37 protein-coding genes and 2 pseudogenes are annotated in these 23948 nt (G+C 61.0%); 7 read left to right on the top strand and 32 right to left on the bottom strand.

What is annotated here, in order from left to right; translation table 11 throughout:
- Positions 1 to 3: 3 nt before the first annotated feature.
- The 14 genes from C3418_RS12185 to C3418_RS12245 form a co-directional block, all read right to left on the bottom strand.
- The gene (locus tag C3418_RS12185) at positions 4 to 576 is read right to left on the bottom strand and encodes a phage baseplate assembly protein V (protein ID WP_103858608.1); all 573 of its coding nucleotides are present in this window, start codon (positions 574 to 576) and stop codon (positions 4 to 6) included.
- A gap of 62 nt (positions 577 to 638) precedes the next feature.
- On the bottom strand, positions 639 to 1097 hold the full coding sequence (locus C3418_RS12190; RefSeq protein ID WP_102949075.1) for a phage virion morphogenesis protein: 459 nt from the start codon (positions 1095 to 1097) through the stop codon (positions 639 to 641).
- Positions 1070 to 1549: a phage tail protein gene (locus tag C3418_RS12195; protein WP_103858609.1), complete on the bottom strand. Its 480-nt coding sequence runs from the start codon at positions 1547 to 1549 to the stop codon at positions 1070 to 1072. The genes C3418_RS12190 and C3418_RS12195 overlap by 28 nt, the downstream gene beginning before the upstream one ends.
- Positions 1524 to 1751, bottom strand: coding sequence for an Rz1-like lysis system protein LysC (gene lysC / locus C3418_RS24510; RefSeq protein ID WP_232097862.1), 228 nt, complete (start codon positions 1749 to 1751; stop codon positions 1524 to 1526). The genes C3418_RS12195 and lysC overlap by 26 nt, the downstream gene beginning before the upstream one ends.
- The gene (locus tag C3418_RS24710; protein WP_103858610.1) at positions 1645 to 2112 is read right to left on the bottom strand and encodes a phage lysis regulatory protein LysB; all 468 of its coding nucleotides are present in this window, start codon (positions 2110 to 2112) and stop codon (positions 1645 to 1647) included. Before C3418_RS24710 ends, lysC begins: the two co-directional genes overlap by 107 nt.
- A gap of 144 nt (positions 2113 to 2256) precedes the next feature.
- Positions 2257 to 3081, bottom strand: a complete 825-nt coding sequence (locus C3418_RS12205) for an N-acetylmuramidase family protein (protein ID WP_103858611.1) — start codon at positions 3079 to 3081, stop codon at positions 2257 to 2259.
- Complete coding sequence (locus C3418_RS12210) at positions 3078 to 3386, bottom strand: phage holin family protein (protein ID WP_103858612.1); 309 nt, start codon at positions 3384 to 3386, stop codon at positions 3078 to 3080. Before C3418_RS12210 ends, C3418_RS12205 begins: the two co-directional genes overlap by 4 nt.
- A 1-nt stretch (position 3387) precedes the next feature.
- Complete coding sequence (locus tag C3418_RS12215) at positions 3388 to 3750, bottom strand: putative holin (protein ID WP_103858613.1); 363 nt, start codon at positions 3748 to 3750, stop codon at positions 3388 to 3390.
- Positions 3751 to 3765: 15 nt separating this feature from the next.
- The gene (locus C3418_RS12220) at positions 3766 to 3996 is read right to left on the bottom strand and encodes a TraR/DksA C4-type zinc finger protein (RefSeq protein ID WP_103858614.1); all 231 of its coding nucleotides are present in this window, start codon (positions 3994 to 3996) and stop codon (positions 3766 to 3768) included.
- A 17-nt stretch (positions 3997 to 4013) separates the two neighbouring features.
- Positions 4014 to 4217, bottom strand: coding sequence for a tail protein X (locus C3418_RS12225; protein WP_010672984.1), 204 nt, complete (start codon positions 4215 to 4217; stop codon positions 4014 to 4016).
- Complete coding sequence (locus tag C3418_RS12230) at positions 4217 to 4687, bottom strand: head completion/stabilization protein (RefSeq protein ID WP_102949082.1); 471 nt, start codon at positions 4685 to 4687, stop codon at positions 4217 to 4219. Before C3418_RS12230 ends, C3418_RS12225 begins: the two co-directional genes overlap by 1 nt.
- A gap of 99 nt (positions 4688 to 4786) precedes the next feature.
- Positions 4787 to 5560, bottom strand: coding sequence for a phage terminase small subunit (gene gpM / locus C3418_RS12235; RefSeq protein ID WP_103858615.1), 774 nt, complete (start codon positions 5558 to 5560; stop codon positions 4787 to 4789).
- A 9-nt stretch (positions 5561 to 5569) separates the two neighbouring features.
- Complete coding sequence (locus tag C3418_RS12240; RefSeq protein WP_103858616.1) at positions 5570 to 6589, bottom strand: phage major capsid protein, P2 family; 1020 nt, start codon at positions 6587 to 6589, stop codon at positions 5570 to 5572.
- Positions 6590 to 6601: 12 nt separating this feature from the next.
- A complete protein-coding gene (locus C3418_RS12245; RefSeq protein ID WP_103858617.1) occupies positions 6602 to 7423 on the bottom strand; it encodes a GPO family capsid scaffolding protein in 822 nt (273 codons plus the stop codon).
- Between the two features lie 147 nt (positions 7424 to 7570).
- Between C3418_RS12245 and C3418_RS12250 the strand changes: the two genes are divergently transcribed.
- Both C3418_RS12250 and C3418_RS12255 read left to right on the top strand, forming a co-directional pair.
- Positions 7571 to 9337 carry a terminase ATPase subunit family protein gene (locus tag C3418_RS12250; protein WP_103858618.1) on the top strand — a complete coding sequence of 589 codons (1767 nt, stop codon included), beginning with the start codon at positions 7571 to 7573 and terminating at the stop codon, positions 9335 to 9337.
- Positions 9334 to 10377 (top strand): phage portal protein, encoded by a 1044-nt coding sequence (locus tag C3418_RS12255; protein WP_103858619.1) that lies wholly within the window; start codon positions 9334 to 9336, stop codon positions 10375 to 10377. Before C3418_RS12250 ends, C3418_RS12255 begins: the two co-directional genes overlap by 4 nt.
- 487 nt (positions 10378 to 10864) lie before the next feature.
- On the opposite strand, the gene C3418_RS12260 is transcribed toward C3418_RS12255, so the two are convergent.
- From C3418_RS12260 to C3418_RS25010, 17 genes and pseudogenes are all read right to left on the bottom strand, one after another.
- Positions 10865 to 11197, bottom strand: coding sequence for a hypothetical protein (locus C3418_RS12260; protein WP_103858620.1), 333 nt, complete (start codon positions 11195 to 11197; stop codon positions 10865 to 10867).
- Positions 11194 to 11412 (bottom strand): hypothetical protein, encoded by a 219-nt coding sequence (locus tag C3418_RS12265; protein WP_103858621.1) that lies wholly within the window; start codon positions 11410 to 11412, stop codon positions 11194 to 11196. Before C3418_RS12265 ends, C3418_RS12260 begins: the two co-directional genes overlap by 4 nt.
- Positions 11409 to 11906 carry a hypothetical protein gene (locus C3418_RS12270; RefSeq protein WP_103858636.1) on the bottom strand — a complete coding sequence of 166 codons (498 nt, stop codon included), beginning with the start codon at positions 11904 to 11906 and terminating at the stop codon, positions 11409 to 11411. The genes C3418_RS12265 and C3418_RS12270 overlap by 4 nt, the downstream gene beginning before the upstream one ends.
- Positions 11907 to 11908: 2 nt before the next feature.
- Complete coding sequence (locus C3418_RS12275; protein ID WP_181023097.1) at positions 11909 to 14242, bottom strand: replication endonuclease; 2334 nt, start codon at positions 14240 to 14242, stop codon at positions 11909 to 11911.
- Positions 14239 to 14496: a hypothetical protein gene (locus C3418_RS12280; RefSeq protein ID WP_103858622.1), complete on the bottom strand. Its 258-nt coding sequence runs from the start codon at positions 14494 to 14496 to the stop codon at positions 14239 to 14241. The genes C3418_RS12275 and C3418_RS12280 overlap by 4 nt, the downstream gene beginning before the upstream one ends.
- Positions 14493 to 14807: a hypothetical protein gene (locus tag C3418_RS12285; protein WP_103858623.1), complete on the bottom strand. Its 315-nt coding sequence runs from the start codon at positions 14805 to 14807 to the stop codon at positions 14493 to 14495. The genes C3418_RS12280 and C3418_RS12285 overlap by 4 nt, the downstream gene beginning before the upstream one ends.
- Complete coding sequence (locus C3418_RS12290) at positions 14804 to 15232, bottom strand: hypothetical protein (protein ID WP_146054108.1); 429 nt, start codon at positions 15230 to 15232, stop codon at positions 14804 to 14806. Before C3418_RS12290 ends, C3418_RS12285 begins: the two co-directional genes overlap by 4 nt.
- Complete coding sequence (locus tag C3418_RS12295; protein ID WP_039040893.1) at positions 15229 to 15438, bottom strand: hypothetical protein; 210 nt, start codon at positions 15436 to 15438, stop codon at positions 15229 to 15231. Before C3418_RS12295 ends, C3418_RS12290 begins: the two co-directional genes overlap by 4 nt.
- The gene (locus C3418_RS12300) at positions 15435 to 15632 is read right to left on the bottom strand and encodes a hypothetical protein (protein ID WP_103858625.1); all 198 of its coding nucleotides are present in this window, start codon (positions 15630 to 15632) and stop codon (positions 15435 to 15437) included. The genes C3418_RS12295 and C3418_RS12300 overlap by 4 nt, the downstream gene beginning before the upstream one ends.
- Positions 15629 to 15832: a hypothetical protein gene (locus C3418_RS24090; RefSeq protein WP_146054109.1), complete on the bottom strand. Its 204-nt coding sequence runs from the start codon at positions 15830 to 15832 to the stop codon at positions 15629 to 15631. The genes C3418_RS12300 and C3418_RS24090 overlap by 4 nt, the downstream gene beginning before the upstream one ends.
- Positions 15805 to 15981, bottom strand: a complete 177-nt coding sequence (locus tag C3418_RS24390; protein ID WP_162852055.1) for a hypothetical protein — start codon at positions 15979 to 15981, stop codon at positions 15805 to 15807. The genes C3418_RS24090 and C3418_RS24390 overlap by 28 nt, the downstream gene beginning before the upstream one ends.
- A 61-nt stretch (positions 15982 to 16042) precedes the next feature.
- Entirely contained in the window at positions 16043 to 16501 is a 459-nt protein-coding gene (locus C3418_RS12305; RefSeq protein ID WP_103858626.1) for a hypothetical protein, read from the bottom strand.
- A gap of 24 nt (positions 16502 to 16525) precedes the next feature.
- Positions 16526 to 16687, bottom strand: a complete 162-nt coding sequence (locus tag C3418_RS24715) for a hypothetical protein (RefSeq protein WP_233265262.1) — start codon at positions 16685 to 16687, stop codon at positions 16526 to 16528.
- 9 nt (positions 16688 to 16696) lie between these two features.
- A pseudogene (locus C3418_RS25085) lies at positions 16697 to 16876 on the bottom strand (ogr/Delta-like zinc finger family protein); the annotation flags it as partial.
- Positions 16837 to 17352, bottom strand: a complete 516-nt coding sequence (locus tag C3418_RS12315) for a phage regulatory CII family protein (RefSeq protein ID WP_258040000.1) — start codon at positions 17350 to 17352, stop codon at positions 16837 to 16839. The pseudogene C3418_RS25085 and the gene C3418_RS12315, both read right to left, overlap by 40 nt.
- Positions 17353 to 17380: 28 nt before the next feature.
- On the bottom strand, positions 17381 to 17665 hold the full coding sequence (locus C3418_RS12320; protein ID WP_103858628.1) for a hypothetical protein: 285 nt from the start codon (positions 17663 to 17665) through the stop codon (positions 17381 to 17383).
- 5 nt (positions 17666 to 17670) lie between these two features.
- Complete coding sequence (locus C3418_RS25010) at positions 17671 to 17967, bottom strand: Cro/CI family transcriptional regulator (protein ID WP_103858629.1); 297 nt, start codon at positions 17965 to 17967, stop codon at positions 17671 to 17673.
- A 115-nt stretch (positions 17968 to 18082) separates the two neighbouring features.
- Here C3418_RS25010 and C3418_RS12330 point away from each other — a divergent pair, with 115 nt between their 5' ends.
- The 5 genes from C3418_RS12330 to C3418_RS12350 all read left to right on the top strand — a co-directional run bounded on the left by C3418_RS12330 (position 18083) and on the right by C3418_RS12350 (position 23116).
- Entirely contained in the window at positions 18083 to 18769 is a 687-nt protein-coding gene (locus C3418_RS12330; RefSeq protein ID WP_103858630.1) for a LexA family transcriptional regulator, read from the top strand.
- Between the two features lie 99 nt (positions 18770 to 18868).
- Positions 18869 to 20116, top strand: coding sequence for a BRCT domain-containing protein (locus C3418_RS24095; RefSeq protein WP_127904543.1), 1248 nt, complete (start codon positions 18869 to 18871; stop codon positions 20114 to 20116).
- Entirely contained in the window at positions 20113 to 21165 is a 1053-nt protein-coding gene (locus tag C3418_RS12340; RefSeq protein WP_103858631.1) for a site-specific integrase, read from the top strand. The genes C3418_RS24095 and C3418_RS12340 overlap by 4 nt, the downstream gene beginning before the upstream one ends.
- Before the next feature lie 237 nt (positions 21166 to 21402).
- Positions 21403 to 22419, top strand: a complete 1017-nt coding sequence (locus tag C3418_RS12345) for a site-specific integrase (protein WP_103858632.1) — start codon at positions 21403 to 21405, stop codon at positions 22417 to 22419.
- 58 nt (positions 22420 to 22477) lie between these two features.
- Positions 22478 to 23116, top strand: coding sequence for a hypothetical protein (locus C3418_RS12350; protein WP_103858633.1), 639 nt, complete (start codon positions 22478 to 22480; stop codon positions 23114 to 23116).
- Between the two features lie 329 nt (positions 23117 to 23445).
- Here C3418_RS12350 and C3418_RS12360 read toward each other — a convergent pair.
- Positions 23446 to 23948: pseudogene (locus C3418_RS12360) on the bottom strand (IS630-like element ISAhy2 family transposase); the annotation flags it as partial.

Raw genomic sequence — 23948 nt, forward strand, 5'->3', positions numbered from 1 at the left:
AGTTCATTGCGGGCCCCCGGAGGTGCCGCTGCCGGTGCTGACGTTGCCATGCCTGTGGGTGGTCACTTCGATGCCGCCTATGGTGGCGGTGGGGGCGGTGATCTTGCCGCCGGCGGTGATGGTGCTCCCGACCTTGAGCGCCTGGGTGCATTCCACCAGGGGGGTGATCAGCTTGACGGTGACGGAGGCCGAGAGCGTGGCGCTCTTGATGCCGCTGGCATTGAGCGCCCCGGTGGCAGGGTTGTACTCGATGACTGCGCCATCCGGGTATTCGATGCGGTCGAGGTCGCCGTTGTCGTCGTCGGCCAGTGGCTCGGGGTGCGCGTCCTGGTAGATGCCTGCCAACACAAAGGCGTTGCGCAGGTCACCGCTCAGGCTAAGCAGGATCACCTGTTCGCCGACGCTCGGGCGCATGCGGCGGCGGGTGCGACCGGCGCGCAGCACCAGATAGGGGCGCCAGTTGGTGTGGTTGCCCTTGGTTTCGACGCGGCATTCACCGGATCGCACCTCGGTCACGGTGCCGATGCGGATCAGGTCGTCGATTTTGCGGAGTAGGTCGATCAGGTTTGCGCTCATGTGGGGGAGTGTGTTTTGGCACAGCCCCCCTTTGCTATCGGCTGGCGTTGTAAACGGCGGTTTTACAACGAGGCGGTGAGGTGTTTGAACAGGGCGTCTTCAATGCGGTCGATGTCGGCGTCGGTGATGCCGATCAGCTGGCGTTCCGGGTATTGCACGGTTTTGCCCCTGATTTTGTCGCGCAGGCCGAAGTGGTGAACCGTGGCGAGCCGGTTGGCGCTGCCGGTGAATGCCACGGTGGCCTCGCTGGCGGTGGCGGTGGCCTTGAGCCATGCCGGCTTGACCAGCTTGGTGAACATCCTGCGGCGGGTGGCGCCTTTGCGGCCGCGCAGCTTGGGCTGTGGCTTGCGCGGGGTCATGGCGGAGCCATCCGGCTGTTTGTTGGCGCGGATCCGTTCTGATTGGGTGGCCCGCATGGTGCGGGCAAGGTCGGCGGCCAGCTTGCGCCGTTCGCTGGCGGAGAGCTGGCCCAGCAGGGCGGCGGCTTGCTGGCCTAGTTGCTGGAGGGCGTCGGCGGCCATGGCTGATGCTCCCCGTTGATAAAGAGTTCCCAGGTGATGCCGTCGTAGGGGTCTTCTGGCGGCTCCGGTACGTGCTCCCAGCCGATCCCCTCTTCCGTTTTGGTGACGATAACCCGTTCGGTGAGCTGGACGGTGATCAGCAGGTCGTAGAGATCCCCGGCCAGCAGCTCCGACTCGACCTTGATGGCATCCTCACGCTTCTCCGCGTTGGTGAACAGCTCTGGCTGGTGTTGGCGCAGCCAGGCCAGCAGCGGCACGACCAGCTGATCCGGGTGGCCGGCAAAGTCGATGACGCCGATGGAAAGCGGGTATTGCCACTCGAACGAGAGGGAACGGGCGCCGGTGGCGACGATGCGGCCATCGCCCACGGTGAGGATCAGCCCTTCGGGATTCTGCGCCAGTTGCGGTACGCAGCGGGCAATCACGTCACGGATGGCGGCTGGTTTGAGCATGGTTCCTCCGGTGGCACTGGATCACGGCATCGACCCGGGCGGCGCAGGTGGCCCAGGCGGATTCGGTGGCGGTCAGCATGTCGAGCAGGTCGCCGTTATTGACCGGGCCCGCCAGCGGTAGCTGGCAGGGTGCCGGGGCGGGACAGGTGAGCCTGATAATCTGCGGCGCCGGTGAGGGCGGGGCGCTGGAGCAGCCCGACAACAGCAGCAGGCAGAGGGCGAGCTGCCCAGTCCTTGAGTTCTGCATTTTCACGTTTGAGCCTCTTGATGGTATCGGCGCGGGTGGCGGCGGTCAGGGCCAGCTGGTCGAGCTGGCCCTGCAGCTGCTGGGTGGCCTCGTCACGGGCCGTCAGTTCGGTGGTGAGGGTGGTGATGGCGGTATCTTTGAGCTGTTCCCGCAGCTCTGCTTCTTTGGCCCTGTCGCTGGCGGCCTTGAGGTCGCTTTGCAGGGTGGTGACCTGGCCTTTGGCCGTGGCGGCTGAGGTGGCAGACCAGCCCCAACCGCCCAGGGCGACGGTCAGGGCCAGCAGCAACCAGGTGAGGGGGGAGCGTAGTAATGCCATTACGGTTTCCTCGGTTGTGGGGTGGGCTGTGGCTTATTCTGGTTACATCCTCTGAACGGGCAGACCATGCAGCCACCAAGCCAGCGCAATTCCAGACACTTCGCATCCAGCTTGGTGCAGGTTTTCCCTACCAAGTGACCGCACTTAGGCCGAGGCATCTGCCACCTCCTTCACCGGATAGACCTTGGTAAAGTGGTCGTATGCCTCGGCCAGCTTTGTGTCGTAGCGGTTTTCTTTGTAGGCGGGGCCGTTGTAGCGGCGGGCCACGTCGGCCCACTTGCCCGCCTTGAGCGCCTTGTGCAGCACCGGGTCCTGCTCGATAAAGCCGACCACGGCGCGTAGGTGTTCCGTTTCACTGCGCTGCATGGCGGCCAGCCAGTCGTCTGCCGAGGCGTAGCCCAGCGCGGGCCAATGGAAGCCCATCACCTGGAACATCCCCCAACTGGCCGACTCGATGGCGGCGGCGCGGTGCAAGGTCATGGCGGTTTGCAGGCGGGCCCATTCGGCCGGGCCGCCCTGGTAGCCGCCGCGCTTGGTGTTGCACAGGGCCGGATACAGGCCAGCCATGCGGTTGGCTTCGGCTTCCCCCTGGTGTTTGACCAGTTGCTTGAAGAACACATGGCGCTCGAACAGCAGGCGCGGGCGCTGGCAGTCGTCGAACCCTTCGCCGGCGGACTCGACCTGGGCGAAGGCGGCGAGTTTGGCTGGCTCGACGCCGAGCCGTTCAGCGGCGTGCTGCAGATCGGTGAGGGTGAGCTGATTGCCGATGGCGGCCCCGCGCAGGGCGGCCAGGGTGCGGGGCCCTGCCTGCCCGATGGCGACAATCAGGTGGTCGCGTTGGAAGGCGAGCACGGCCTGCTCGGTGGCACCGCCAAACCAGCCATCCGGCTCGACCGGGTAGCCGGCGCGCGCCAACAGTTGCTGCAGTTCGGTCACCGGTGCGCCGATGGCGCCTTTTCTGAGGGTCATGGTTGAAACCTCCCGTTCAGGTGGCTGGCTGTGGTGGGGTGTTGACGGCGCCTTGGCAGCAGGCGCATGACGGACCCGCGGGAACCGATCAGGGCGGTGAGCACCATGGCTGCCAACAACACGGCTGCGGGGTCAGGTACAGGCAGCACGCCGAGCAGGGCGCGCAGCGGCACGGACCCGGCGGCGACGGTGAGCAGCCACGCCAACAGTGCTGGAATGGGGCGATAGTCGCCCCCGTTACGGTTGAAGATGGCCAGTCGGATGGCGATGGCGGCGCAGATCATGGCGTAGAGGATGGTCAGCATGTCAGCCCCCTTTGCGGAGTTTGAGCAGGTCTTCCGGCGCTTTGCGCAAGGCCCACTGCAGCAGGTGGACGGCCAACGCCGAGGCGAGCAGGGCGCCTACTGCTTTGGGCACTTCGACGCTTTGCGGCAGGACGCCGGCCAGTACGGTGGCAACCAGCGGGGCCGCCAGTGCACCGGTAACGAAGGCGGCGATGAACAGGCCCGCCTTACGCAGGTTGCCGAGTTCGGCGGTGGTGGCAATAAAGACCAGCGCCCCGGCAAATGCGCCAAGGAGCACGCCGGGATCTACGCCGGGGAAGAGTGACAGCAGAGCCAGCCCGGTGAGGGTGCTGGTTGCTGCACTGGATGAGATGGGTTCGGGCATCGTGCTCTCCTGTTGTTATCGCTGGCCGCCGTAGTGGCGGGCGGTTTGAAACTCATGGATGGTTTGGCAGTCGGTGCAGCGTTCGCAGCCCCGGATTGCTTCTCTGCGCTCCTGCGGGATCGGGTCGTCGCAGTCGATGCAGTCGTGGGGGCCGGTGCCCGCAATGCGGGCGGCATGGATGCGGGCTGCGAGTTGCAGCTCGCTGATCTCGGCCTGTCGTTCAAGTTCGTCGTCGAGGCGGCTCATGTCAGTGCTCTCATGGGTCAGTCCCATAGCTGGATCAGGGGCGCTTCGGCCTGGGTGGGGGCATCTGGCAGGGTGATGAGGGTACCCATCGGCAGGATGGGCCCCAGTTCTGCCAGCCGAGGGTTGAGCGTCAGCACCTGTTCGGTGATGCCCGCGGTGTAGCCGTAGTGCCGGTTGATGATGAGGTCGAGGGTTTCCCCCTGTTGGGCGCGCAACTGCATCAGATGAGCTCGACCGTGGTGTGGGTAGTGCCGAGGATGTCGCGAATGGCAAAGCGGGCGTCGCGGTAGAGGTCGTCGGCGGTGAGGTTGCGCGGCTCGGCGTCTTTGACCGCGTCAGCAGTGGCTGTGCTGTCGAGGTAGCGCTCGTATAGGTTGGCGCGGGCCATGCTGTAGACGGCGCGGCGATACCAGTGCACCAGCACGGATTCGGTGGCGATGCTCTCTGATGGCACGTCGGCCAGTGCGGTGTAACCGTCGCCCTGACGGTTGATGGCCCAGCCGCTCAGGTCGCTGTTGACGGCGGCGATGGCGTCGATCACGGCATGGCGCAGCCGCTCGGTGGTGATGGTGCCATCGGTACGCATGATAGCGCGCAGGTCGGCCAGTTTGATGACCGGCCAGAACGGGGCGCTGCTGATCTCGCCTTCGTCTTTGCTGGCCGGATTGGTGGGGATGAATCCTGAGGTCATGGCTGCTCCTTCCCCCGGTGGTTGGGCGGTGGTCGGGCCGTCTGGTATGCCGTTGGCATTCGTCAGGCCCGAGCCGCCCAGGGTGCGGGGTTCGCTCGGTTAGCTGGCCTCGCCGGGGGCGGGGCCTTGCTGTTCGGTGGCGTGCTCTTGGCAGGCCTCGGCATTGGCCGGTGCCGTAACAGAGGCGGCGCTTACGTCGCTGGCGACTGGCAGCTCTGCGGCTTTTTGCTTCTTGATTTCCCGCTCCAGCACTTCGAGCTCTTTCTTGATGCCCACCTTGTCGTGCAGTTCGATGGCGCGTTGATAGTGCTCGGCGGCTTGCTCCTTGAAGCCTTCGGCCAGTGCTGCGCGGCCCACGGCCTTGTGCAACTTGGCGCGCACCTGGTCGAAGATGTCGCAGTCGGTCAGCAGCTCGAGGTAAGCGCACAGCAGGCCATAACTGGGGCCCGCGCCTGCTTCTTGCAGCTTGATGGCGGTGTCGGCGACCTCTTCGGCGATCAGGGTGGCGGCGGTGCGCTCGTAGCGGTCCGGGGTGCTTAGGCCATGGCGGATCACGTAGTCAGCCATGTTGAAGCCCCCTTCGAGATCGCCGGTGTCGAGGGTCCAGAGCATGACGGTGACCAGGACGTCATCTTGTCCGCCCCGGTCGGCGGCCAGCAGGCCATCAATCCACGGCTTGTAGACAGGCAGCATGGTGCGCTTGGCGTCGATCTTGCGCTCGATGCTCTGGATGCCCTTGAGGGTGCGGCGGTGTTCGGCCAGCTGCATCAGCTGCAGCTCGTAGGCGTTGGCGCGCATCTGGTCGAATTGGGGATTGGCCGCCCCTTGCAGGGCGGCCAGTACTCTTTCGCGGTGGCGACGGGCGGGTGTCATGCTATCCCCTTACGGCCGAGGCCCGATGACGATGTTTTCGACCAGGGCCGCGCAGTCGTAGTCCTCGACCACATAGGCGTCATTGGAGCTTTCGTAGTTGACGACGCGGTTGCGCTTGGGCTCGTCTTCGATGTAACGACGGCGGGCGCCGTCTTGCCAATAGATGGAGAGGTTGCTGAGTTTGGTGATCAGCAGGGCGTCTTCCGGGAAGAAGGGGACACGCACGGCCTTGAGGCCGCCGATCTGCTTCTGGCTGACCAGCACTTGGGCGGCCAGTTTGTTCTGGTTGTCACCCGCATCGTTGATGATGGGGAAGTATTTGTCGGAGAGCATCTTGCGGCCGCAGATGACCACCAGTTTGGTGTCGTCCTGATGCCACGGCTGGATCAGCTCGCTCACGGCGTCGAACACCAGTGCGTCGAGATCCTTATAGTCGCCGGCGGCGGGGTCGATGTAGATCTTGCCGCTGCCCTGCACGCCCTCTTGCATGACCTGCGCCGGGGCATCCTGGCGGATGTGCTCCAGCCAGCCGACGTTCACATCTTGCAACAGCGGATTGGCGTTGCGGTCTGTGTCTTTGGCGGCGCTGGTACCGTTCCAGCCGATCATGATGCGATCCAGCCCCTGGCGAGTGATGATGGCGTCACGGACACGGGTCTGGAAATCGGGGAGCTTGGCCCAGGCGTCGAGCTGGGCATACCCGATCAGGGTGTCGTAGTTGGTCTGGGCGCACTCGTAGTCGTGGGCGTACAACGAGGTCGGATCGTTGGGCTGGCGGTCTTTGGTGGCGGTGTCGGTGCGGCCGGCGATGGTGCTGCTGATACCGATGCCGACCTTCTGCCCTTTGAGTTCATCCACCGGCACCATGTTGATCATGGAGAGGAAGGCGACGGACTCCTGCATCTTGGTTTCCAGGGTCTGCTGGACGCTGGGCTGCACGTTGAACTGCTCCATGGCGCTGGTGATGGCGTTGAGTTTGGCCACCTGGCCGGTGAACTCGTTGAACTTCTGGCGGGTTTCTTTACGCATTGGGCATGTTCCTTAACAGTCGGTTTGAATGGTGGCGCCATCGCTACCGGTGGCTGGCGGGCGCTTGTGGCTGAGCTCTTCCTGGCCTTCCAGCTTGGTGGTGAGGTCTGCCAGTGCCTTGGCGGTGTCTTCCAGCTTGCTGGTCAGCTCGGTGATGGTCTGGGCCTGTTCGGCAAATTGCTTCTGCATACCGGCATCGAGGCTGGTGACCTCTTTTGCCACCGTTTCGACGGCTTGGTGCACGTCGCTGAAATCGGCGGTGGATTGCTTCTTGTGGGTGGAGAACAGCGCGGTGACCCGTTCCAGCAGACCGGGGCCTTTGTCACCTTCGCTTTCAAACTCGATGACGGTTTCCAGCGCTTCGGTGAACAGGCACTCTTTGTGCTGCTTGCGCTCGGCCAGTGGGTTGACCTTCGCTTTGCTGCAGAACTCCAGCATTTCAGTACCAAGGCTGGCCGGGCTGTCGGTGACTGCCAGCCCCATCAGGTAGGCGCCCTTTTCATTCAGGTTCGGGTGGATTTCGACGGAGGTGTAGACCTTCTGGCGCTTCTTGTTCAGTTCGACCAGCTCTGGGGTCGGGTCGATCTGCACGAACAGGGCCAGGCGTTTTTCACCTTCCATGTCGACCTCTTCGGTCTTGGCGGCGGTGATGTCGCCGTACATCTTGAACTGGCCGTTGGGGTCATAGCCCCGGATGTGCTCCATATTGACCCGCGCGCCGTAGGTGGATTGGTTGTAGCGCTGGGCCATCTGTTCAATCCATTCGCGGGTGATGGTGCGCCCGTCTGTCGTGCCCCCTTCGACGGCAACGCGGAAAAACTTGGACTTAGCCATGAGCTGTGATCCCTTTGGTAATTGGGTTTCTGGTCGGGCTCATGGTCTGGTTTGTGCGCCAGATCCTTCAATCTGTGGCTGTTGTAAAACCGCTGTATACAACTGGGGCGCGCGCTTTGTGTTTGGCGTGCTGGGTAGACTGGCGCCATGACAGCACCCTTACTCTTCCCCCATATCGAACCCCGCAGGCAGGCCATGCACCTGTACTTCCAGGGGTACAAGATCCGAGCCATTGCGGAGCTGCTGGCGACCCCGGAGGGGACGGTCGGCACCTGGAAATCCCGCGACGGCTGGGATGACATCAAACCCATCGACCGGGTCGATTTCGCGCTGGAGGCGCGGATGTGTCAGCTGATCGCCAAGGAGGTGAAAACCGGCGGCGACTTCAAGGAGATTGACCTGCTGGGCAGGCAGTTGGAGCGGGTCGCCCGGGTTCACAAATACAGCAACGGCGGCAACGAGGCTGACCTCAATCCCAAGGTGGCGAACCGCAACAGGGGGCCGAAGAAGGCCCCCGAGCGCAACGTGGTGGAGCCCGAGCAGCAGGAGAGGCTGATCGAGCGCTTCGAGTCGACTATGTTTGGCTACCAGCGCACCTGGTACGAGGCTGGCAACCAGCACCGGATCCGCAATCTGCTCAAGTCGCGCCAGATTGGGGCGACCTACTTCTTTGCCTTCGAGGCGTTCATCGACGCCCTGGTCACCGGGCGCAACCAGATTTTCCTGTCGGCCAGCAAGGCGCAGGCCCATGTGTTCAAGCAGTACATCATCCAGTTTGCCAAGGATGAAGGGGTCGAGCTCAAGGGCGACCCCATGGTGCTGCCGAACGGGGCGCACCTCTACTTCCTCGGTACCAACGCCCGCACAGCCCAGAGCTACCATGGCAACATCTACATGGATGAGTACTTCTGGATCCATGGCTTCCTGGAGTTCCGCAAGGTGGCCTCCGGCATGGCGATGCACAAGAAGTGGCGCCAGACCTACATTTCCACCCCCTCCAGCCTCTCCCATCCTGCTTATGCGTTCTGGTCCGGCGCCAACTTCAACCGGGGCAAGCCCAAGGCCGACCGGGTCGAGATTGACCTGAGCCACGCCAACCTAGCCGACGGCAAGCTGTGCGCCGATGGCCAGTGGCGGCAGATCGTCACGGTGGAAGATGCGGTGCGCGGCGGCTGCGACCTGTTCGACCTGGATCAGCTGCGCAGCGAATACTCCGAAGAGGAATACCTCAACCTGCTGATGTGCATCTTCATGGATGACACCTCGAGCGTCTTCCCGCTTGCCACCCTGCAGCGCTGCATGGTCGACAGTTGGGAGCTGTGGGACGACTACAAGCCCTTTGCCCTGCGCCCGCTTGGCAGCCGGCCAGTGTGGATCGGCTATGACCCGGCCAAGGGCGGGCAGGGGGATAGTGCGGGCTGCGCCGTGCTGGCCCCGCCGGCGGCACTGGGCGGCAAGTTTCGGGTGTTGGAGCGCCACCGCTGGAGCGGGATGGACTTCGACGCCCAGGCGCGGGCTATCAAGGTCATGTGCGAGCGTTACAACGTGGGCTACATCGGCATCGACACGACCGGGATCGGGGAGGGGGTCTATCAGCTGGTGAAGCAGTTTTACCCGGCGGCGACCCCCATCCAGTACAACCCGAGCGTGAAAATCCAGATGGTGATGAAGGCGCAGGATGTGATGAACAAGGGGCGGCTGGAGTTCGACAGTGGTTGGACTGACCTGGCCCAGGCGTTTATGAGCATCCGCCGCGCCGTGACCGCGGGCGGCAAGCTGCCGACCTTCGAGGCCAGCCGCTCTGATGAGACCAGCCACGCCGACATTGCCTGGGCCACGATGCAGGCCCTGTTACACGAACCGCTGGCAGGTGCCACCGGTACCAATACCAGCATGATGGAGATTTTCGCATGAGAAAGCGCCGCCAGCCGCGCCATACCTCGCCGGTGACGGCGACCCAGCAACCCGCCCCGGCCATCGAGGCGTTCAGCTTTGGCGAGCCGGTGCCAGTGCTCAGTCAGCGGGAGGTGTTCGATTACCTGGAGGCCATGCACAATGGCCGCTGGTATGAGCCGCCCCTCTCCCTCAATGGGCTGTCCCGGGTCTATCGGGCCGGGGTGCATCACGCCTCGGCCATCCAGGTGAAGCGCAACATCCTGCGCTCCTGCTTCATCCCGCATCCGAAACTGAGCCTGGCCGCCTTCACTGGGCTGGCGCTGGACTATCTCATCTTCGGTAACGGCTACCTGCAGGCGGTGCAGAACCGGATCGGCGGGGTGCTGCGCTATGACCACCTGCGGGCCAAATACTCCCGGCGCGGGCTGGATCTGAACCAGTATTGGTGGATTGCCCAGCCCGGGCAGGAGCAGGCGCTGCCCGCAGGCCGGGTGGGCCATGTGATGGAGGCTGACATCAATCAGGAGATCTACGGCATCCCCGACTACGTGGGCGGGCTCAACTCGACCCTGCTTAACGAGTCGGCCACCCTGTTCCGCCGCCGCTACTACGAGAACGGTAGCCACGCGGGCTTCATCATGCACATCACCGACGCGGTGCAGAACGAAGGGGACATCGCCAAGCTCAAAGAAGCCCTGCGCCAGAGCAAGGGGCCCGGCAACTTCCGCAACCTGCTGCTCTACACCCCGGGCGGCAGCAAGGACGGGGTGAAGCTGATCCCGGTGGCCGAGGTGGCCGCCAAGGATGACTTCCTTAGCATCAAGAACGTGAGCCGGGATGACCAGCTCGCCAGCCACCGGGTGCCGCCCCAGTTGATGGGGGTCATGCCCAACAGCACCGGCGGGTTTGGCGATGTGACCAAGGCCGCCCAGGTGTTCGACATCAACGAGATAGACAGCATCAAGGCCAGCCTGCTGGCGCTCAATGATTGGGCGGGGGAGGAGATCATCCGGTTCAATCCCTATCGACTGTCAGATCTGACAGGGCAGGCCGAATAGGCGAGGTTATAGATACATCGAGCACCTGGAGTCTGTGTGTGTTCGTGGTTTCACATTAAAGCCCCCTCACCGAGTGGGCTTTTTTTTGCCTCTCATCTGGCGGCCTGAGCGCTCCGCTACGGCATCGGCCCACTAACCCGCCGCCAACACACTCCCATACCCTCAAACGTCGCCACAGGGCGGCAGGTTCAGCCTACCCACCCCCGCCAGCACCCAGCGCGCGCAATCGTTACCCCGCCACGCCTGCCCGCTTTATGTGTTGAAAATCATGCAGGTGAACGACGGGGGGAGGGGAGCGGCTCCCCACGCCAGCACTGGCCGCGCGCGGCTTTTCGGATCCTTTTTGCGATCCTTCACTTTCTGCCAGATCCTTTCAATCTTGTGCCCGCCAGCATTGCTTGACCCTCTCTGTCACAATATTGCACCCGACATAAATGTGTCCGGTCACGATTCTGGCGTGACCGGACACAATTTCTTATCTCTGACATTACAAGGCTATCGTCTTGTCGCCTTGGGTGAGCCAGCACTCTGCCTCTCCCTTGAATGTTCCGCCGCACCCTTCTGGCAATGCGCAGTCGCAGTTCTGGCAGATCTGCTGATTCAGCTCGGCTTCCTGTTCCAGCCAGCGCTCCCAGTCTCGCCGGATCAGGGTGCTGATGTACTCGTCGGCGGAGTAGGGCTCACCGCTGCCAGCCCGAGCGATGCGCAGGTGGTCCAGCTGCTGGCGCTCCCGTTCTGAGAGCGCCACCTCCACCCGCTTGATACCGATGGCGGCCCGCCTGACCCGCTGTTCCTGCTTGCGTTTAGTGGCGGCGCTCATTGCCACACCGCCCTTACCACCATGGCATCCTGCTTGGCCCACGCCCGCCAGCTGGCGATGGCGATTTCGGTCTCTGGTAGGGCAACCGCCGGATGGCGGTACACCACATGGGTGACAGTGCCACGCCTATTCATCTTCGTGGCCGTCACTAACCTGGTGGTACCGAGGCGGGTGATCACGTCACCCGCTACCGGATGTTTGCGGGGGTCTCTCATGATTGAGCTCCTGTTTCGATTTGACGGTGGTCAGCCACTACCTGGTGCAGAGCTGGCTGGTAGGTTGGGTTGAGCTGTGCGGCGGCCCCCGGGTTGGCGCGGTCGATGGCGCTGCCCGGTGCGATGAAGAGGGTGCGGCCAGTAACGGCGCAACGGATGGTGCCGCTCTGGTCGATGGCCACGGGGGTGAGCCCGTCCACGATATGGCGGCGGCCAACCGAGCGGCCATCTGCGGTCAGCACTGGCACGGTGGGGCGGCTGGACTTGGCCTGAAACGGGTTCGGCACCTCGGCGGCGATGGCCGGTAGGGCCAGTTTCGCGGCGTGAGGATGGCGACGGCGCAGGATGGCGCAGGCCACGGCCTGCTGTTTGCCCTTGAGCATCCCCACCCACTGGCTGATCTCGTTGGCTGGCCAGCGCTGCTGCAGGATGCAGGTCACCCGGTTATCCAGGCGGCGGTACTCTTCGCGGCTGACGGTCTGTTTGCTACTCATGTTCATGCCCACTCCTCGCTGTAGTCGTCCTGTTCCTGTATCCACTCCGGCGCATCCAGCCCTTCCAGCACGCGCCACATCTCGGACTGATAGGGCTCAGGCAGCATCTCGATCCAGCGGTGCGCCCCGGCGTGGCCCTGTGCCTGGTAGACCTTGCCGCAGAGCTCAACCAGCGTCGGCCAGTCCTCATCGCCTTCCGGTACCGCGTACTCATCCGGCTGGCCCTGTTCGTCTGGCACCTGGCCTTCTGGCTGCCAGTCCGGCTCGCTCGGGAGCGCTCGGCTCGACTGCACCTGGCCTTTTTCCAGCCGGAGGGTGTAGCCGTCCGCAGTCACGCTGGCACCTGCCCGCAAACGCCCGATGGAGAAGGGAGATAAACCCCATTGCTCTGCCATCAACTGATCCGCGAACGCCTCAGGATCCGGCTGCGTACAGTTATTGTCAGAGCTCCAAGGCGCCGGGCTGTCGCCCGCCTTAACCCCAACACCCCCAACCGAAACCCCGGCGGCCTTGGCGGCCTCAAAGGTGCCGGCTGGTACCACTTCCCAACCTTGCAGGCGGGTCTTGATACCCAAGTGAGTGGTGTGCAGCCCCATCAGTCGCTTGATGTCTTCGCCGTAGCAGTTGGCCTGCTCCTCGATGAGGTGGGCCAGCTTGATGGGGTGCTCGGCACGGGTGGCCAGTGCGCCGCCCATGGCTTCGAGGTAGCAGCGAAAGATGGCGTTATCGGCGGCATAGCGGGCCGCCTCAAAGCGCGGGTCTTGCAGCACTGGCTTGGGTGGCCCCACCAGATCGCCATGCCTCTTGGCGTTGCTGATGCGGCGCAGCTCGCGCCAGACCCCGACCGGTGCGCCGCCGATCTGCTGGAAGGTGCGGATCCCCCACCAACTGGCCCATGCGCACGCATGCAGCGCGCCTTGGTCGGCTGGGGTGTTTGCCTCTTCGTCGTCACCGACATAGGCGCCGTCGATGTTCTTGGCGATGTACTTGGCGAGATAGCCGGTCGCATCACCCTTGGCCGGGTCGATCATCTTCCAGTCGAACCGGGGCGTGATATCGGTAAAGGTGGGGGCGGCCATGGGGACCCGCACCAGCTCGCTCTTGTCGTCGGTCAGGGCGTAGTGCTGCAGGGTGCTGATCACCGCATTGCGGTCTGACGGGCGCATAAACAGCAGCATGTGCCAGTGCGGGGTTCCATCGTGGTGAGGCTCGCATACCCGAAAGCCGTAGACAGGTAACTCATTGCGCTTGAGTGAGGCGCGGGTCAGGCTCCACAGCTTGGCCAGATAGGCGCAGGTGTCGCGCGGGGTGGCGCCCTGGTACTTGTCGTTTTCGACGGTCTTACCGTTGCGGCCGGTCTTCCAGGTGTGAAATCGGCTCGGCGCCGTCCAGGTGAAGAAGACCCCCACATGGCCCTGCTCCTCGGCGTAGTCTTCAAACCCGCGCATGCGGGTCATCATCTCGGCGCGGCGGTTGACCGGGTTGGCATTGCTCGCTTCCCAGCAGTCCTTCATCGAGACAACCAGGTCGTGCTGCTCGTTCATCACCTCCGACTCGGCCAGCCAGCGCATCATAGCCCGCTTGCGCTCGCGTACCACTTTCATGGTGCCGTTCGAGACGTAGGCGGAGACCCCCTTGCGCACCTTGCCCAGCAGGATGGCGATGTGCTCTTGCAGCCGATCCCAGCAGCGGTTGATGCGTTTCTCCCACCATTTGGCGGAGAGCAGGCGCACCATCACGCGCAGGATCCAGTTATCCCGCGCCTCTCTGGTTTTGAACTCCGGCATCTGGCCGACGAACCCCCACTGGTCGGCAGGCTGCTTGATGGATTCCCATGTCTCCATCAGATCCAGTTCACCAGCGGCGGCGTTCTGCTCGATGTTCTTCCAGATGGCGGCAGTCTGGTTGGCGAACTGGTGGGCCACCCGCTTGCGCCCGTCGTCGTCGCGTAGCTGCTGGGCATCGACCGGCAGCGCCATCACCAGGGAGCGGACCCACTTCACCCGCTCCCGCAGCCAGATGTTTGCGCTACGGCAGTGGCGGGCGGTCCCATCTTTGCGGCGGCGCACGTACTGCTTGAACAGCACCTGGGTGAACTGCATTGAGAGGCCATCGAGCAGCTGCACCGCCCAGACCAGATCGGATTCACCAGGGGCACCGACAAAGGCGGCCTCCAGCTTGGTGCCTGGCATGGCATTGGCGAGGGCATCGATACGGGCCTTGAGGGTCTTCTTGGATAGCGGTAGCTGGTTGCGTTTTGGCGTCGGCAGGCGGCTGATGGCAAACCCAAGATGGCCAGCCTCGGCGGCTGGCCCTGTTTTCTGTTGGTTGGTCATTGGTGATGGGTCCCCGACAGCGCTTTGATGTTGTTCCGGCAGGAGGCCAGCGCACGGCGGGCATGTCTCGCCATCTTTCTGGCGGCGACACACTGGCGCAGGGTCAGGGAGACCGTGCAGCGCGGGCGAGGGGATAGCTGACGCATTGCCAGCAGGTCGCGCTGGTAGCTGCGCAGGCGGGCCTCGTCGCCCATCATGGTGTCGAACCATCTATCCACACGGGTTTGCAGGTCGGAGATCAGGCGGTGGCTCATTTGATGGTCTCCCCCAGTCCGTGGAGTGGCTCGCAGTCTGCCCACCACTCGGCGATCTCTCTGGCCAGCACCACCTCACCGCCACCCAGCGCCAACCAGTACACGGCGCGGATGGCGCCAAGGGCCAGCAGCTCCTGGGCGATATTGCGGTTGCGCTTGGCGTCGCAGCCCGAGGTGTTGAATTCCTCCTGTGCCGCCTCCCAGTGCTTGGTCAGCGGGCTGACCGGCGCCGGCGGCTGCATATGGGTGGGGCCTTCCTCTGTGGTGCCCTGGTCATCCTGCGGGGCCTCCAGTTCAAACAGGTCTGTCATGCCAGCGTCTCCTCGTCGTCGCGGTCTGCATTGGCCTCGCGGCTGGCCAGTGCCAGCAGCCCATACATCGCCAGCAGCAGCACTGCTGAGCGAGTGACAACCAGATCCTCACGCCGCAGGCCATCACCCTGGTTCAGCTCTGCCAGCAATTGCACGACCAGCTCGCCGGTGTCCTCGAAGGCAGCCAGCCGCTTGCTCAGCTCGTCGGCTGACCTATAGCCAATGCAATGAGCGGCGGCCGACATGGCGACCAGGCTGGTGTTTACCTCACCTACAAGCGGCTCTGGTAGCGAATCGCCGTTAACGCCGACCCAGTCGCTCAGGCTGGCGGCGGTGGTTTTGACCACCCCATACAAATTCAGCACAGCCAGCTCTGCGGCCAGACGGGCCCGCATTGCCATTGGGTTTACATAGACTTCGCTCATGCCTCATCCCCCATCACGGAGTCGTCATCGAGCAGATCGGCAGGGCGGCTGGTCACGACCAGTTGCACCTGGATGTACTCATCACCGGAGTAGAGCTCGCCCAGTGCGATGCGGTTTTCCTGCTCGCCGGTGGCCAGCAGCTCGGTCAGCAGCGGCAACACGGCCCGCTCTGCCCGCTTGGCGATGTGAATGGCGTCGATGCTCATGAATGGGCCCTCCGGTTCATGGTGTGGAATAGCTGATGCCAGCGCTGGTTCTGTTTGGCCTGGGCCATCAGGGACTTACCCTCCGACCCACGGTAGAGGTAGGAGTAATCGGTGCTGGCGCGAAGCCGCGCCGTCAATTCGTGCACGGCGGCAATGGCGGTTTGCCGGTTGACCGGCTGCAACAGCGTGTTCATGCCACCCCCTCGATGATGCGGATAGCGCCAGAGGTCAGGCGCTCCATGCGGGCGTAGCCGTTCCGGCCGCGCAGCCAGGTGGTACCGCAGTTGATGCAACCGCGGCGGACCAGATAGGCGGATGCCGCCTTGATAGTCGGTTCGGTGTGACGCGTGATAACGGCGGCCATGATCAGATCCCCCCACGGCGGTTGACGCATGACCAGACCGCACGCCAGGCCATGGCGGCTGGGCGTTCTACTGCATGGATCAGGTCTGGGCTGGCGCGGTAACGCTGACCACGGCAGGCCAGCTTGCGGTTTTGCAGGCGCAGGTTGCGCAATTGGTCACGAATGGCTAAAGTTGGCATGTCAATTCTCCTGGTTGACGATGGAAAGCCCGCTGGTGTTGTCGCACCGATAGCGGGTTTTTTATTGCCCGATGGCCCTGGGGCCTGACTGGCACATCTCACTGCCCGCCAGCACGGCGCGTTTCATGCGCAGCTTGGCGGCCCTTTCTCTCTTCTCTCTCTCGATATCCCCGATAGGCCTGGTCACTGGCGCCGGGTGCCACACCTGGGTGTCACAGCCGCCGCGAAACTCCCCCTGGTACTCCAGTGCGATCACCGCCAGCCTGACCGCCTCGCGCTGTGCATGGGGTAGGGCTGACAAGGTGGCGGTCATCAGCTCGCCCCGTGGCTGGCGGGCGATGGTACAGATGGCCGCCTTCTTGGCTTGGCTCAGGGCCAGCCAGTCGGTGTCCAGACTGGATCGCGTTTTGCCGAACAACTCCCGCAGGATCTGGCAGCCGGCGGTGTTCATGGCCACCTGCTCGTCGGGGGTCAGCCCCGCCAGGTTGCGCTGTTCATGGTCGATGCGTTGCGTTTGCATGGGGTTCTCCTTGCGGTATGGGGCCTAGGCCCCTTCCTGTTCTGCGGCGGTTTCTGCGACCCCGGCCTGCTTGAGCGCCTCAATGGCGGGGAACGGGCGAGGGTGGGTTGGGATGGGCTGGGCGGTATGCACGACCGGCAGTACCACCGCCGGGTTTCTCAGTTCTGCCGGTTTCAGCTCTGCCACAATTTCGGCCAACACCTTGCAGCGGAAATTGCACTCAACATTGGAGCATCGCTGATATGACTCGAAAGACAGCAGGCTCATTGGGCGAGTCGTGCGGCTGGTCATACGGCTCTTGCAGTGGGGGCAACGTAATCTCATGGTCTGGTCTCCTAGGCGCCGAGGGCGGCGCGGGCCATATCCGCAGCGCATGCCAAGCTGGGGATGGCGTGAAATCTGTCTTCGACCTCGGTGGCCAGCAGCACCAGGTGCTCGATGCCTGCCCACAAGCCGCCGACGACGGTGTTTCGGTGTGACTTGGTGACGCGGTCACCGGCGAGGATGGTGGTCGCCTGGGCGGTGACGCCGAGGATCTGAGCCCCTGCATTCAGCGCCTGCTGGGCGCGGGCCTCCGGGGTTGGCGCTGCGGCGGCGGGCAGCTTGGTGGCGGTCAGACCGCAGTCAAACAGCAGGCCGTCAAACAGGGTGTCGTCGCCGGTGGTGCGATAAAGGGCGATCAGGTCGAGGGCGGTGAGCTTGTGCTTTTCATTGGCCGGGTCGAACTTGTTGTTCAGTACTCCTCGCGGCATGCCGAGCTCGCGCCCCAGCTCGCTGAGGTTGTAACGCCCCTTGAAGATGTCGCAGGCGGCCGCAAAGTGGTTGTGTGAAAAACAGGACTGGTTTGACACTCTGATTTCCCTCCAAAGGTCGCTATGGTTAGCTGGCGAGTGTGAACAGGGATGACGAGTGTCCCGCCATCTGTTTGGCGATAAACACATGCACCTTGACCATCACCAGCTCATTGGCGCGCGTTTTTTCCATGACATCGAGGCGGCCCGTTTTGACCCAGTGGCGGGCGGTATCGACAGACACCCCGATCCACTCGGCAAACCTGGCGATGGGCATCAGCGGCGGAATGTCTGCCGAGATCACCAGATTGATCGCGCTGACGGCGGGAGCCTGGGTCGGCCTGGCGGCTGGATTGATATGACGGGGTGGCATGGTGGTTACGCCTTCCCTGGTTGTGCGTTGGTGGGGTCAGCCTTGGCGGCGGCCGTCGCCCGCTGGACGCTGGGGATCGCCTCCAGCGGGGTGCCCGGCGCGACGCGCTGATAGGGGCGCTGTTGGCCAGACGGGGCTGCGGGGTCGGCTTTCAGTGCACCGCCGGTCAACACCTCGATCTGGTAGGCGCGGCCCTGTGGGATGGTGTCGCCCCACTTAACTACTGCGGCGTGTGATATGCCGAGCGCTTTTGCAGTGGCAGTCACACCACCGAAGTGTGTTATGGCGTCATGTTTTCGCATTGCCCCTCACCGTGTCCTTAAGTATCAACAATGCAGAAAACTGTAACCTAGGTATTATAGGTGGTCAACGATTTTTGATCCCAAAGTATCAATTGCGGGTGGTAACTTAGGTTTCATGGAAACGATCAATGACCGCATTTCAGAGCGCCGCCAGGCACTCAAGATCAGCAAAAACGAGTTAGCTAGGCGCGTTGGGATTACTCACGCGTCTGTTAATAAGTGGGAATCAGGGCTGAACCAGCCAAAAGGCCGCTACCTCAACGACTTAGCGGCTGCGCTTGGCGTGTCTGTCGATTGGCTGCTGACGGGGAAAGAAGAAGGCACCACTGGCGTGGCGGAGTCTCCTTTCCCGGGTTACCGCAACGTAGAACCAGCGGTCATCCCACAGGGTGGCCGCGTGCCGATCCTTAGCTATGTGCAGGCCGGCAACTGGCGCGAAATGTGCGAACAGGCCACGGGCTTTGATGGCAACGTGGAGTATGTGACGGCCAGTGTGGACATCGGGCCCCGCGGCTTTGGCCTCTGGCTGCGCGGCAACTCGATGACCCCGCAATTCAATGAGGGTGACTTGGTGATCGTGGACCCTGACGAACAGCCACGCCCGGGGGATTTCGTGGTGGCCAAGAACGGCAGCGAAGAGGCCACCTTCAAGAAGTATCGGCCCCGCGGCATCGATGAGAACGGGCAAGAGGTGTTTGAGCTGGTTCCCCTTAATGACGATTACCCGCCCATGCACTCCGACCGGCAGCACATCGAAATCATCGGCGTGATGGTCGAACACCGCATTTTTAGAAAACGATAACAAGGGCGCCTATGCGCCCTATTTGCTAATTGAAATTTGTTAACAGCCTTATGTCTACAGCCATTTTAATTCAATGAATTTCATTTAAAGGGAATTATAATGTTTGACAACAGCAAGATAATTGATAAAGAGGCATTCTTTATCTACGAAAAATCAGATGGAAGCACTGAAGGCTATCATGTTGTTAATATCAGTGTCAGTGACCATCATTTGCAAGGCGTTGCGTTACCCAAAAAACAGTTCAGAACTTTCCGCATTGACAGAATACTGGGCATGTTCAGCAGCGAAAATGAATTGCTTTCTGTAGACGTGCCATCATTGCTCGATTCATCACAGCCAAGGTTGTCAAAATCTCGCCCGAAGCAATCTACAGCTAAAGCTGAAATTGCATTCACTGGATTTTCAAAATCTGATAGAGATCGGTTAGAAACCCAAGCTGAAAGCGCTGGCCTAACTATTAAGAAAGACGTGACTAAACGGCTCTCTTACCTCTGTTGCGGTCCCAATGCAGGCCCGTCTAAAACAGCAAAAGCACGGGATGCTGGCGCTCTCGCATTAACCGAGCAACAGTTCATAGACCTCATTACTACTGGTGAGCTCCCAGAGGTAGGCGAATATGATCTCATTATGGGCTCTACAGGTAATGAGCCAAGTAATGACATAGACTATATTCGTGACACATTTACAACATGGCGCACTTTGCCAAGGCGGCAATGCCTCATCGCTCGCTTCATTGACGGCTATGCAGCTGGATGGCGTTTTTGTGTCCATGAGGCTCACCGACCATCTTTAGATATTAAGTTGACAGCTATATCTACCTCTAACTCAGACAAACCTAAAGAAAAGATCTCGAAGAGTGTTTGGACTCAAGGCCACGCTTTTAACTTTATCGGTGGTGAGCTGATTTGCAGTCACATCTCAGGCCATCGAGGCCCATGGTCTGAATTTGTAAAAATGACAAATGAACGAGTGCTGTCGGTTAAGTTTTCAACCCCTGCAGGGTATGACACTGTTGATCGCATAGAGGGTGAATTTACCGGGGTTCTGCGTAGGAATAATGCAAGCTCTGCTCAGGGTGAACGAGCACAAGACCGAATCCCTTTGGCTATCAATTCTCAAACCTATGATGAGGGGACTGTAACGGTCGCTGTATCTCAGCCAGATGGTGAGCGCTTGGTCGAGATTGAGCGCATAACCCTTACTCAAGTTGAGTTTGTCGCGCTTCTCCAAAATGGAAGCTTCACGCGAGCAATATCACTACCAGATGGCTCATCCTCGATCGAGATTTACAACCCATTTGAGCGAGATGGCTTACATGAGCAGGCTCATCAACTTGAAACAGTATGACCGTCCGTAAACTCGATGACGACAAGCCTAAGCTCTGGCTTGTCGAGGTCTACCCCCAAGGCCGTGACGGCCCCCGCAAGCGCAAGCGCTTCGCCACCAAGGGCGAAGCCTTGGCGTGGGAAAAACACATGCTGGCCCAGCCCTGGCAACAGCCAGAGGCGAGCAATGTGGATGAACGGCGGCTGAGCGACCTGGTGGCACTCTGGTATGGTCGCCACGGCCAGACCCTGACCGATGGCGACCGCCGTCGTGACAAGCTGGTCTGGCTGGCGGAGGCGTTGGGCAACCCCCTGGCGACCGAGTTCACCGCCCAGCAGTTTGCGGCCTACCGTGAGCGGCGACTGGCGGGCGAGCTTTATGTGCCCGGTCAGCGCAAACAGGTCTCCCCGACCACCATCAACCGCGAACTGCTCTACCTGCAGGCCGTGTTCAACGAGCTCGGCCGCCTGGGGGAGTGGGCCCACGGCAACCCGCTCGAGGTGCTGCGCCAGTACAAGGTGCAAGAATCCGAGCTGGCGTTCCTCAATCAGGATGAAATCGAACAGCTGCTGGCAGCGTGCGCGGGGCTGAACGACTTGTGGCTGATCGTGATGCTGTGCCTCTCGACCGGTGCGCGTTGGTCTGAGATAGAAAAGCTGACCCGCTCACAGGTCGGCATCGGCCGGTTGACCTTCACCCGCACCAAGGGCAAGAAGAACCGCACCGTGCCGGTGGCCGGCTGGCTATTGGCCTTGCTGCCCAAGCGAACCGGCCGCCTGTTCGGTGACTGCTACGCCGAGTTCGAGAAGGCGCTGCGCCGCGCCGGGATCACCCTGCCTGCTGGCCAGCGCACCCATGTGCTGCGCCACACCTTCGCCAGCCACTTCATGATGGGCGGCGGCAACATCCTGGTGCTGCAGCGCATCCTCGGCCATACCGACATCAAGATGACCATGCGCTATGCCCACTTCGCCCCGGACCACCTCGAAGATGCGGTCAAACTCAACCCGATCACCGCGATGAAAAATGGCGGCAAAGTGGCGGCAGCGCTCACCAGCGACACCCAATAACCCCCACCCATCCCCAAGCAAACCCGCGAAAACACGGCAACCCATTGATTCACAGCGGCTTGCGATGGTTTCAAAATCCGCCGTAGCAATACGTGTCGGTTCGAGTCCGACCCCGGGCACCATTTAAAACTCTTGTCTGGTCAACAAGATACGGCGTTTAGGCGCTGTCCTCTCTCGGAACAAACTGCGGTTGAAACTCTCAATAACGTGCAATTACGTGCAAGAGGTTTTAACCAGATGGCAAACGTTCAAAAAATATCCGGCAAACGTGGCACAAGCTACCGTGTCCAGTTCATGCGAAATGGTCGCCGTGTCGGTCAAACCTTCCCCCGCAAAAAAGATGCAGAAGCCTTTTTGGCTCAAATCACTGTATCTGACGATCTAGCCGATGCGCTAACAAACGTCACCTTATCAACAACGACCCTATCCCAAGCAATCCGCGATTACCTCGACCAGTACAATGGCCGAGACCCGAGTATCATCCAGCGCCTTACGTGGTGGGCTGAGCACCTTGGCACTAAGCCAGTTGGCCGAGTAACACGCCAGCAGGTAAAAGCCGCCCTGAATCAGTTGCAAGTGGAGGGGAAACAACCAGCTACCCTCAACCGTTACCGCAGCGCGTTATCTAGCGTCTTTGTTTGGTTTAACGACAAGCACGACACCAAGCACAACCCCGCCCGTGAAGTTCGCCAGCAGAGCGAAGATAACGCTCGCACCCGTTTCTTGTCTGATGATGAATTGCCGCGACTACTGGCCGCAGCCAAAGCCAGCAAATGGGATCGCCTGCACTTGCTGATCTCGATGGCAATCTTTACAGGCGCTCGCCGCAGTGAGCTGATCGGCCTGCAATGGTCAGATGTTGATCTCAAGGCCAGAACAGCCCACCTGCACCATACAAAGAACGGCACCCAGCGAGTGCTGACCCTTCCCCCGTCCCTTGTTCAAGAGCTGATGAAGTTTCGGCAAGTGGGCAATGCCTACCTATTCCCACACCCCAGCAAATTGAATGCCCCCTTTGAGCACTTTGATTCATTCTGGCAAGCCTGCCGTGACGAAGCCGGAATAACAGATTTCCACTTTCACGACCTGCGGCACAGTTGCGCCAGCCTGCTTGCCAAGAATGGGGCCTCTCTATTGGAGATCGCCCAAGTGCTAGGCCATAAATCAATCACCATGACCCAGCGTTACAGCCATCTTTGCAACGGTCATAAGCAGTCATTGACTGATCGTGTATTCGGGGCAATTGCTTTGTGATTTGCCTCAGTAGACCTCTGCACTACAGGATAAAACCTACCGACAAGGACATTTGAGCATGAGTGACACAGAAGACACAAAAGAAGCGATTCTCGAGCGCTTGGAGCAAGCGCGTATCAATGCAAAAGCGCTAAAGCACCCATTCCCACCTCAGGAGGTCATAGAGGATTTGGTTGATCGGTTAGCTCATTTCCACCCCCACTTAAAAGATGAGCGGTCAAGGACAAACCAAGGAGAGCGGGAGAACACTATCCGAAAGGGGATCAAGGCCGTTACTGCGGAGGTTGAGAAGCTAAGGGGGACACTGGGTAACTTTGAGGAAAAATATCCAGACGCCGCAGATGATGCTCGTTTCAATGTGAACGCTCGTTTTAACCTTGCGCTAGGTGAGACCACACTGTCCGAACTACTGAAGGCTGTAGAGACGGGACTTATCCTCACGTCTCGAAAGTACACATACCAGTCCAGTGATTTCGAGGTGATCCGGATTATCGAAAATACGTGGCTCAACGGACGTGACAACGGCGAACGACTTAAGGCGACTAGCACCAATGACGGGCCGTTCATCTGCTTTTTGGCGGCTGTGCTCGGCGTGAGCAACATCAGGGCTAGAGAGCTGTGGCGCGACTTCAGAAAGGCTCGATCTAATGCTATCGAACGGACTGGCGCGCGGGGCCTTGAGCGCCAGCAGGGGTGACAAAACAGGTAAAAAAGAGCATTTCATCACCCCGCCCCTAACTGGCCTTTGCTGCATATTAGTCCGCACACGACCGCAGAAGACCAGAGAGAGCAAATGATGATTAATCAGACTGATTTAATAGCCGAAGCGTCCGACCTCACCCACTGGGTGCCGAGTCGGGAGCTTCCAAAAATGTATCCACAATTCACTGCCTCGCAAATGAAGGCACTGCTCTGGAAGCGTCAAGAACACGTTGGATTGTCGCGATGCTGCCGGATGGTCGGGGCGAGGCTTTACGTCAACACCAAGTTGTTAGGCTATTGGCTAAATAACTGATCCTAATAGTGCTACACCTTTGCTGTGCCATAGCCATTCCCCGGGAAAGGAGACACGGTATCCATGAAGTGTTTCACTCGAGCCAGCAGGTTGGCCATCCCTCTGCATTGATGATTGCGCGTGATGGTTTCATGCAACTTGTGCCACAGCCGTTCTATGTGATTAACCCAAGGACTGTAAACTGGCTGGAATACCAGGCAGAACTTAGGGTTTTTCTTCAACCATCGCTCGGTCTGTTTGCTTTTGTGAATGATGTAGTTATCGAGGATCAGCGTGATGGTTTTGGCTCGTCGGTAGTGGCGACGCAGCTTTTCCAGCATGGCGATAAACAGGGATGAGTTTTTCTTTATCCCACTGACGTAAAGCACTCTTCCGTTGCCTGCATGGAGAACGCCTGCCAGGTAATGTTTCGCGTTCTGTCCCGGCGTGACAACCCGCTTTTGCTGCGCTCTGAACATCCAGTCGGCCCCTAATTTGGGATTGAGGTCTATATCGACTTCATCCTCATAGGTCT

It is taken from the genome of Aeromonas sp. ASNIH8, from assembly GCF_002919855.1.
GTDB lineage: Bacteria > Pseudomonadota > Gammaproteobacteria > Enterobacterales > Aeromonadaceae > Aeromonas > Aeromonas caviae.

Excerpts from the sequence above, each read along its gene's own strand:
- C3418_RS12185 (WP_103858608.1), bottom strand. The coding sequence starts at position 576 with ATGAGCGCAAACCTGATCGACCTACTCCGCAAAATCGACGACCTGATC.
- C3418_RS12190 (WP_102949075.1), bottom strand. The coding sequence starts at position 1,097 with ATGGCCGCCGACGCCCTCCAGCAACTAGGCCAGCAAGCCGCCGCCCTG.
- C3418_RS12195 (WP_103858609.1), bottom strand. The coding sequence starts at position 1,549 with ATGCTCAAACCAGCCGCCATCCGTGACGTGATTGCCCGCTGCGTACCG.
- C3418_RS24710 (WP_103858610.1), bottom strand. The coding sequence starts at position 2,112 with ATGGCATTACTACGCTCCCCCCTCACCTGGTTGCTGCTGGCCCTGACC.
- C3418_RS12205 (WP_103858611.1), bottom strand. The coding sequence starts at position 3,081 with ATGACCCTCAGAAAAGGCGCCATCGGCGCACCGGTGACCGAACTGCAG.
- C3418_RS12210 (WP_103858612.1), bottom strand. The coding sequence starts at position 3,386 with ATGCTGACCATCCTCTACGCCATGATCTGCGCCGCCATCGCCATCCGA.
- C3418_RS12215 (WP_103858613.1), bottom strand. The coding sequence starts at position 3,750 with ATGCCCGAACCCATCTCATCCAGTGCAGCAACCAGCACCCTCACCGGG.
- C3418_RS12220 (WP_103858614.1), bottom strand. The coding sequence starts at position 3,996 with ATGAGCCGCCTCGACGACGAACTTGAACGACAGGCCGAGATCAGCGAG.
- C3418_RS12225 (WP_010672984.1), bottom strand. The coding sequence starts at position 4,217 with ATGCAGTTGCGCGCCCAACAGGGGGAAACCCTCGACCTCATCATCAAC.
- C3418_RS12230 (WP_102949082.1), bottom strand. The coding sequence starts at position 4,687 with ATGACCTCAGGATTCATCCCCACCAATCCGGCCAGCAAAGACGAAGGC.
- gpM (WP_103858615.1), bottom strand. The coding sequence starts at position 5,560 with ATGACACCCGCCCGTCGCCACCGCGAAAGAGTACTGGCCGCCCTGCAA.
- C3418_RS12240 (WP_103858616.1), bottom strand. The coding sequence starts at position 6,589 with ATGCGTAAAGAAACCCGCCAGAAGTTCAACGAGTTCACCGGCCAGGTG.
- C3418_RS12245 (WP_103858617.1), bottom strand. The coding sequence starts at position 7,423 with ATGGCTAAGTCCAAGTTTTTCCGCGTTGCCGTCGAAGGGGGCACGACA.
- C3418_RS12250 (WP_103858618.1), top strand. The coding sequence starts at position 7,571 with ATGACAGCACCCTTACTCTTCCCCCATATCGAACCCCGCAGGCAGGCC.
- C3418_RS12255 (WP_103858619.1), top strand. The coding sequence starts at position 9,334 with ATGAGAAAGCGCCGCCAGCCGCGCCATACCTCGCCGGTGACGGCGACC.
- C3418_RS12260 (WP_103858620.1), bottom strand. The coding sequence starts at position 11,197 with ATGAGCGCCGCCACTAAACGCAAGCAGGAACAGCGGGTCAGGCGGGCC.
- C3418_RS12265 (WP_103858621.1), bottom strand. The coding sequence starts at position 11,412 with ATGAGAGACCCCCGCAAACATCCGGTAGCGGGTGACGTGATCACCCGC.
- C3418_RS12270 (WP_103858636.1), bottom strand. The coding sequence starts at position 11,906 with ATGAGTAGCAAACAGACCGTCAGCCGCGAAGAGTACCGCCGCCTGGAT.
- C3418_RS12275 (WP_181023097.1), bottom strand. The coding sequence starts at position 14,242 with ATGACCAACCAACAGAAAACAGGGCCAGCCGCCGAGGCTGGCCATCTT.
- C3418_RS12280 (WP_103858622.1), bottom strand. The coding sequence starts at position 14,496 with ATGAGCCACCGCCTGATCTCCGACCTGCAAACCCGTGTGGATAGATGG.
- C3418_RS12285 (WP_103858623.1), bottom strand. The coding sequence starts at position 14,807 with ATGACAGACCTGTTTGAACTGGAGGCCCCGCAGGATGACCAGGGCACC.
- C3418_RS12290 (WP_146054108.1), bottom strand. The coding sequence starts at position 15,232 with ATGAGCGAAGTCTATGTAAACCCAATGGCAATGCGGGCCCGTCTGGCC.
- C3418_RS12295 (WP_039040893.1), bottom strand. The coding sequence starts at position 15,438 with ATGAGCATCGACGCCATTCACATCGCCAAGCGGGCAGAGCGGGCCGTG.
- C3418_RS12300 (WP_103858625.1), bottom strand. The coding sequence starts at position 15,632 with ATGAACACGCTGTTGCAGCCGGTCAACCGGCAAACCGCCATTGCCGCC.
- C3418_RS24090 (WP_146054109.1), bottom strand. The coding sequence starts at position 15,832 with ATGCGTCAACCGCCGTGGGGGGATCTGATCATGGCCGCCGTTATCACG.
- C3418_RS24390 (WP_162852055.1), bottom strand. The coding sequence starts at position 15,981 with ATGCCAACTTTAGCCATTCGTGACCAATTGCGCAACCTGCGCCTGCAA.
- C3418_RS12305 (WP_103858626.1), bottom strand. The coding sequence starts at position 16,501 with ATGCAAACGCAACGCATCGACCATGAACAGCGCAACCTGGCGGGGCTG.
- C3418_RS12320 (WP_103858628.1), bottom strand. The coding sequence starts at position 17,665 with ATGCCACCCCGTCATATCAATCCAGCCGCCAGGCCGACCCAGGCTCCC.
- C3418_RS25010 (WP_103858629.1), bottom strand. The coding sequence starts at position 17,967 with ATGCGAAAACATGACGCCATAACACACTTCGGTGGTGTGACTGCCACT.
- C3418_RS12330 (WP_103858630.1), top strand. The coding sequence starts at position 18,083 with ATGGAAACGATCAATGACCGCATTTCAGAGCGCCGCCAGGCACTCAAG.
- C3418_RS24095 (WP_127904543.1), top strand. The coding sequence starts at position 18,869 with ATGTTTGACAACAGCAAGATAATTGATAAAGAGGCATTCTTTATCTAC.
- C3418_RS12340 (WP_103858631.1), top strand. The coding sequence starts at position 20,113 with ATGACCGTCCGTAAACTCGATGACGACAAGCCTAAGCTCTGGCTTGTC.
- C3418_RS12345 (WP_103858632.1), top strand. The coding sequence starts at position 21,403 with ATGGCAAACGTTCAAAAAATATCCGGCAAACGTGGCACAAGCTACCGT.
- C3418_RS12350 (WP_103858633.1), top strand. The coding sequence starts at position 22,478 with ATGAGTGACACAGAAGACACAAAAGAAGCGATTCTCGAGCGCTTGGAG.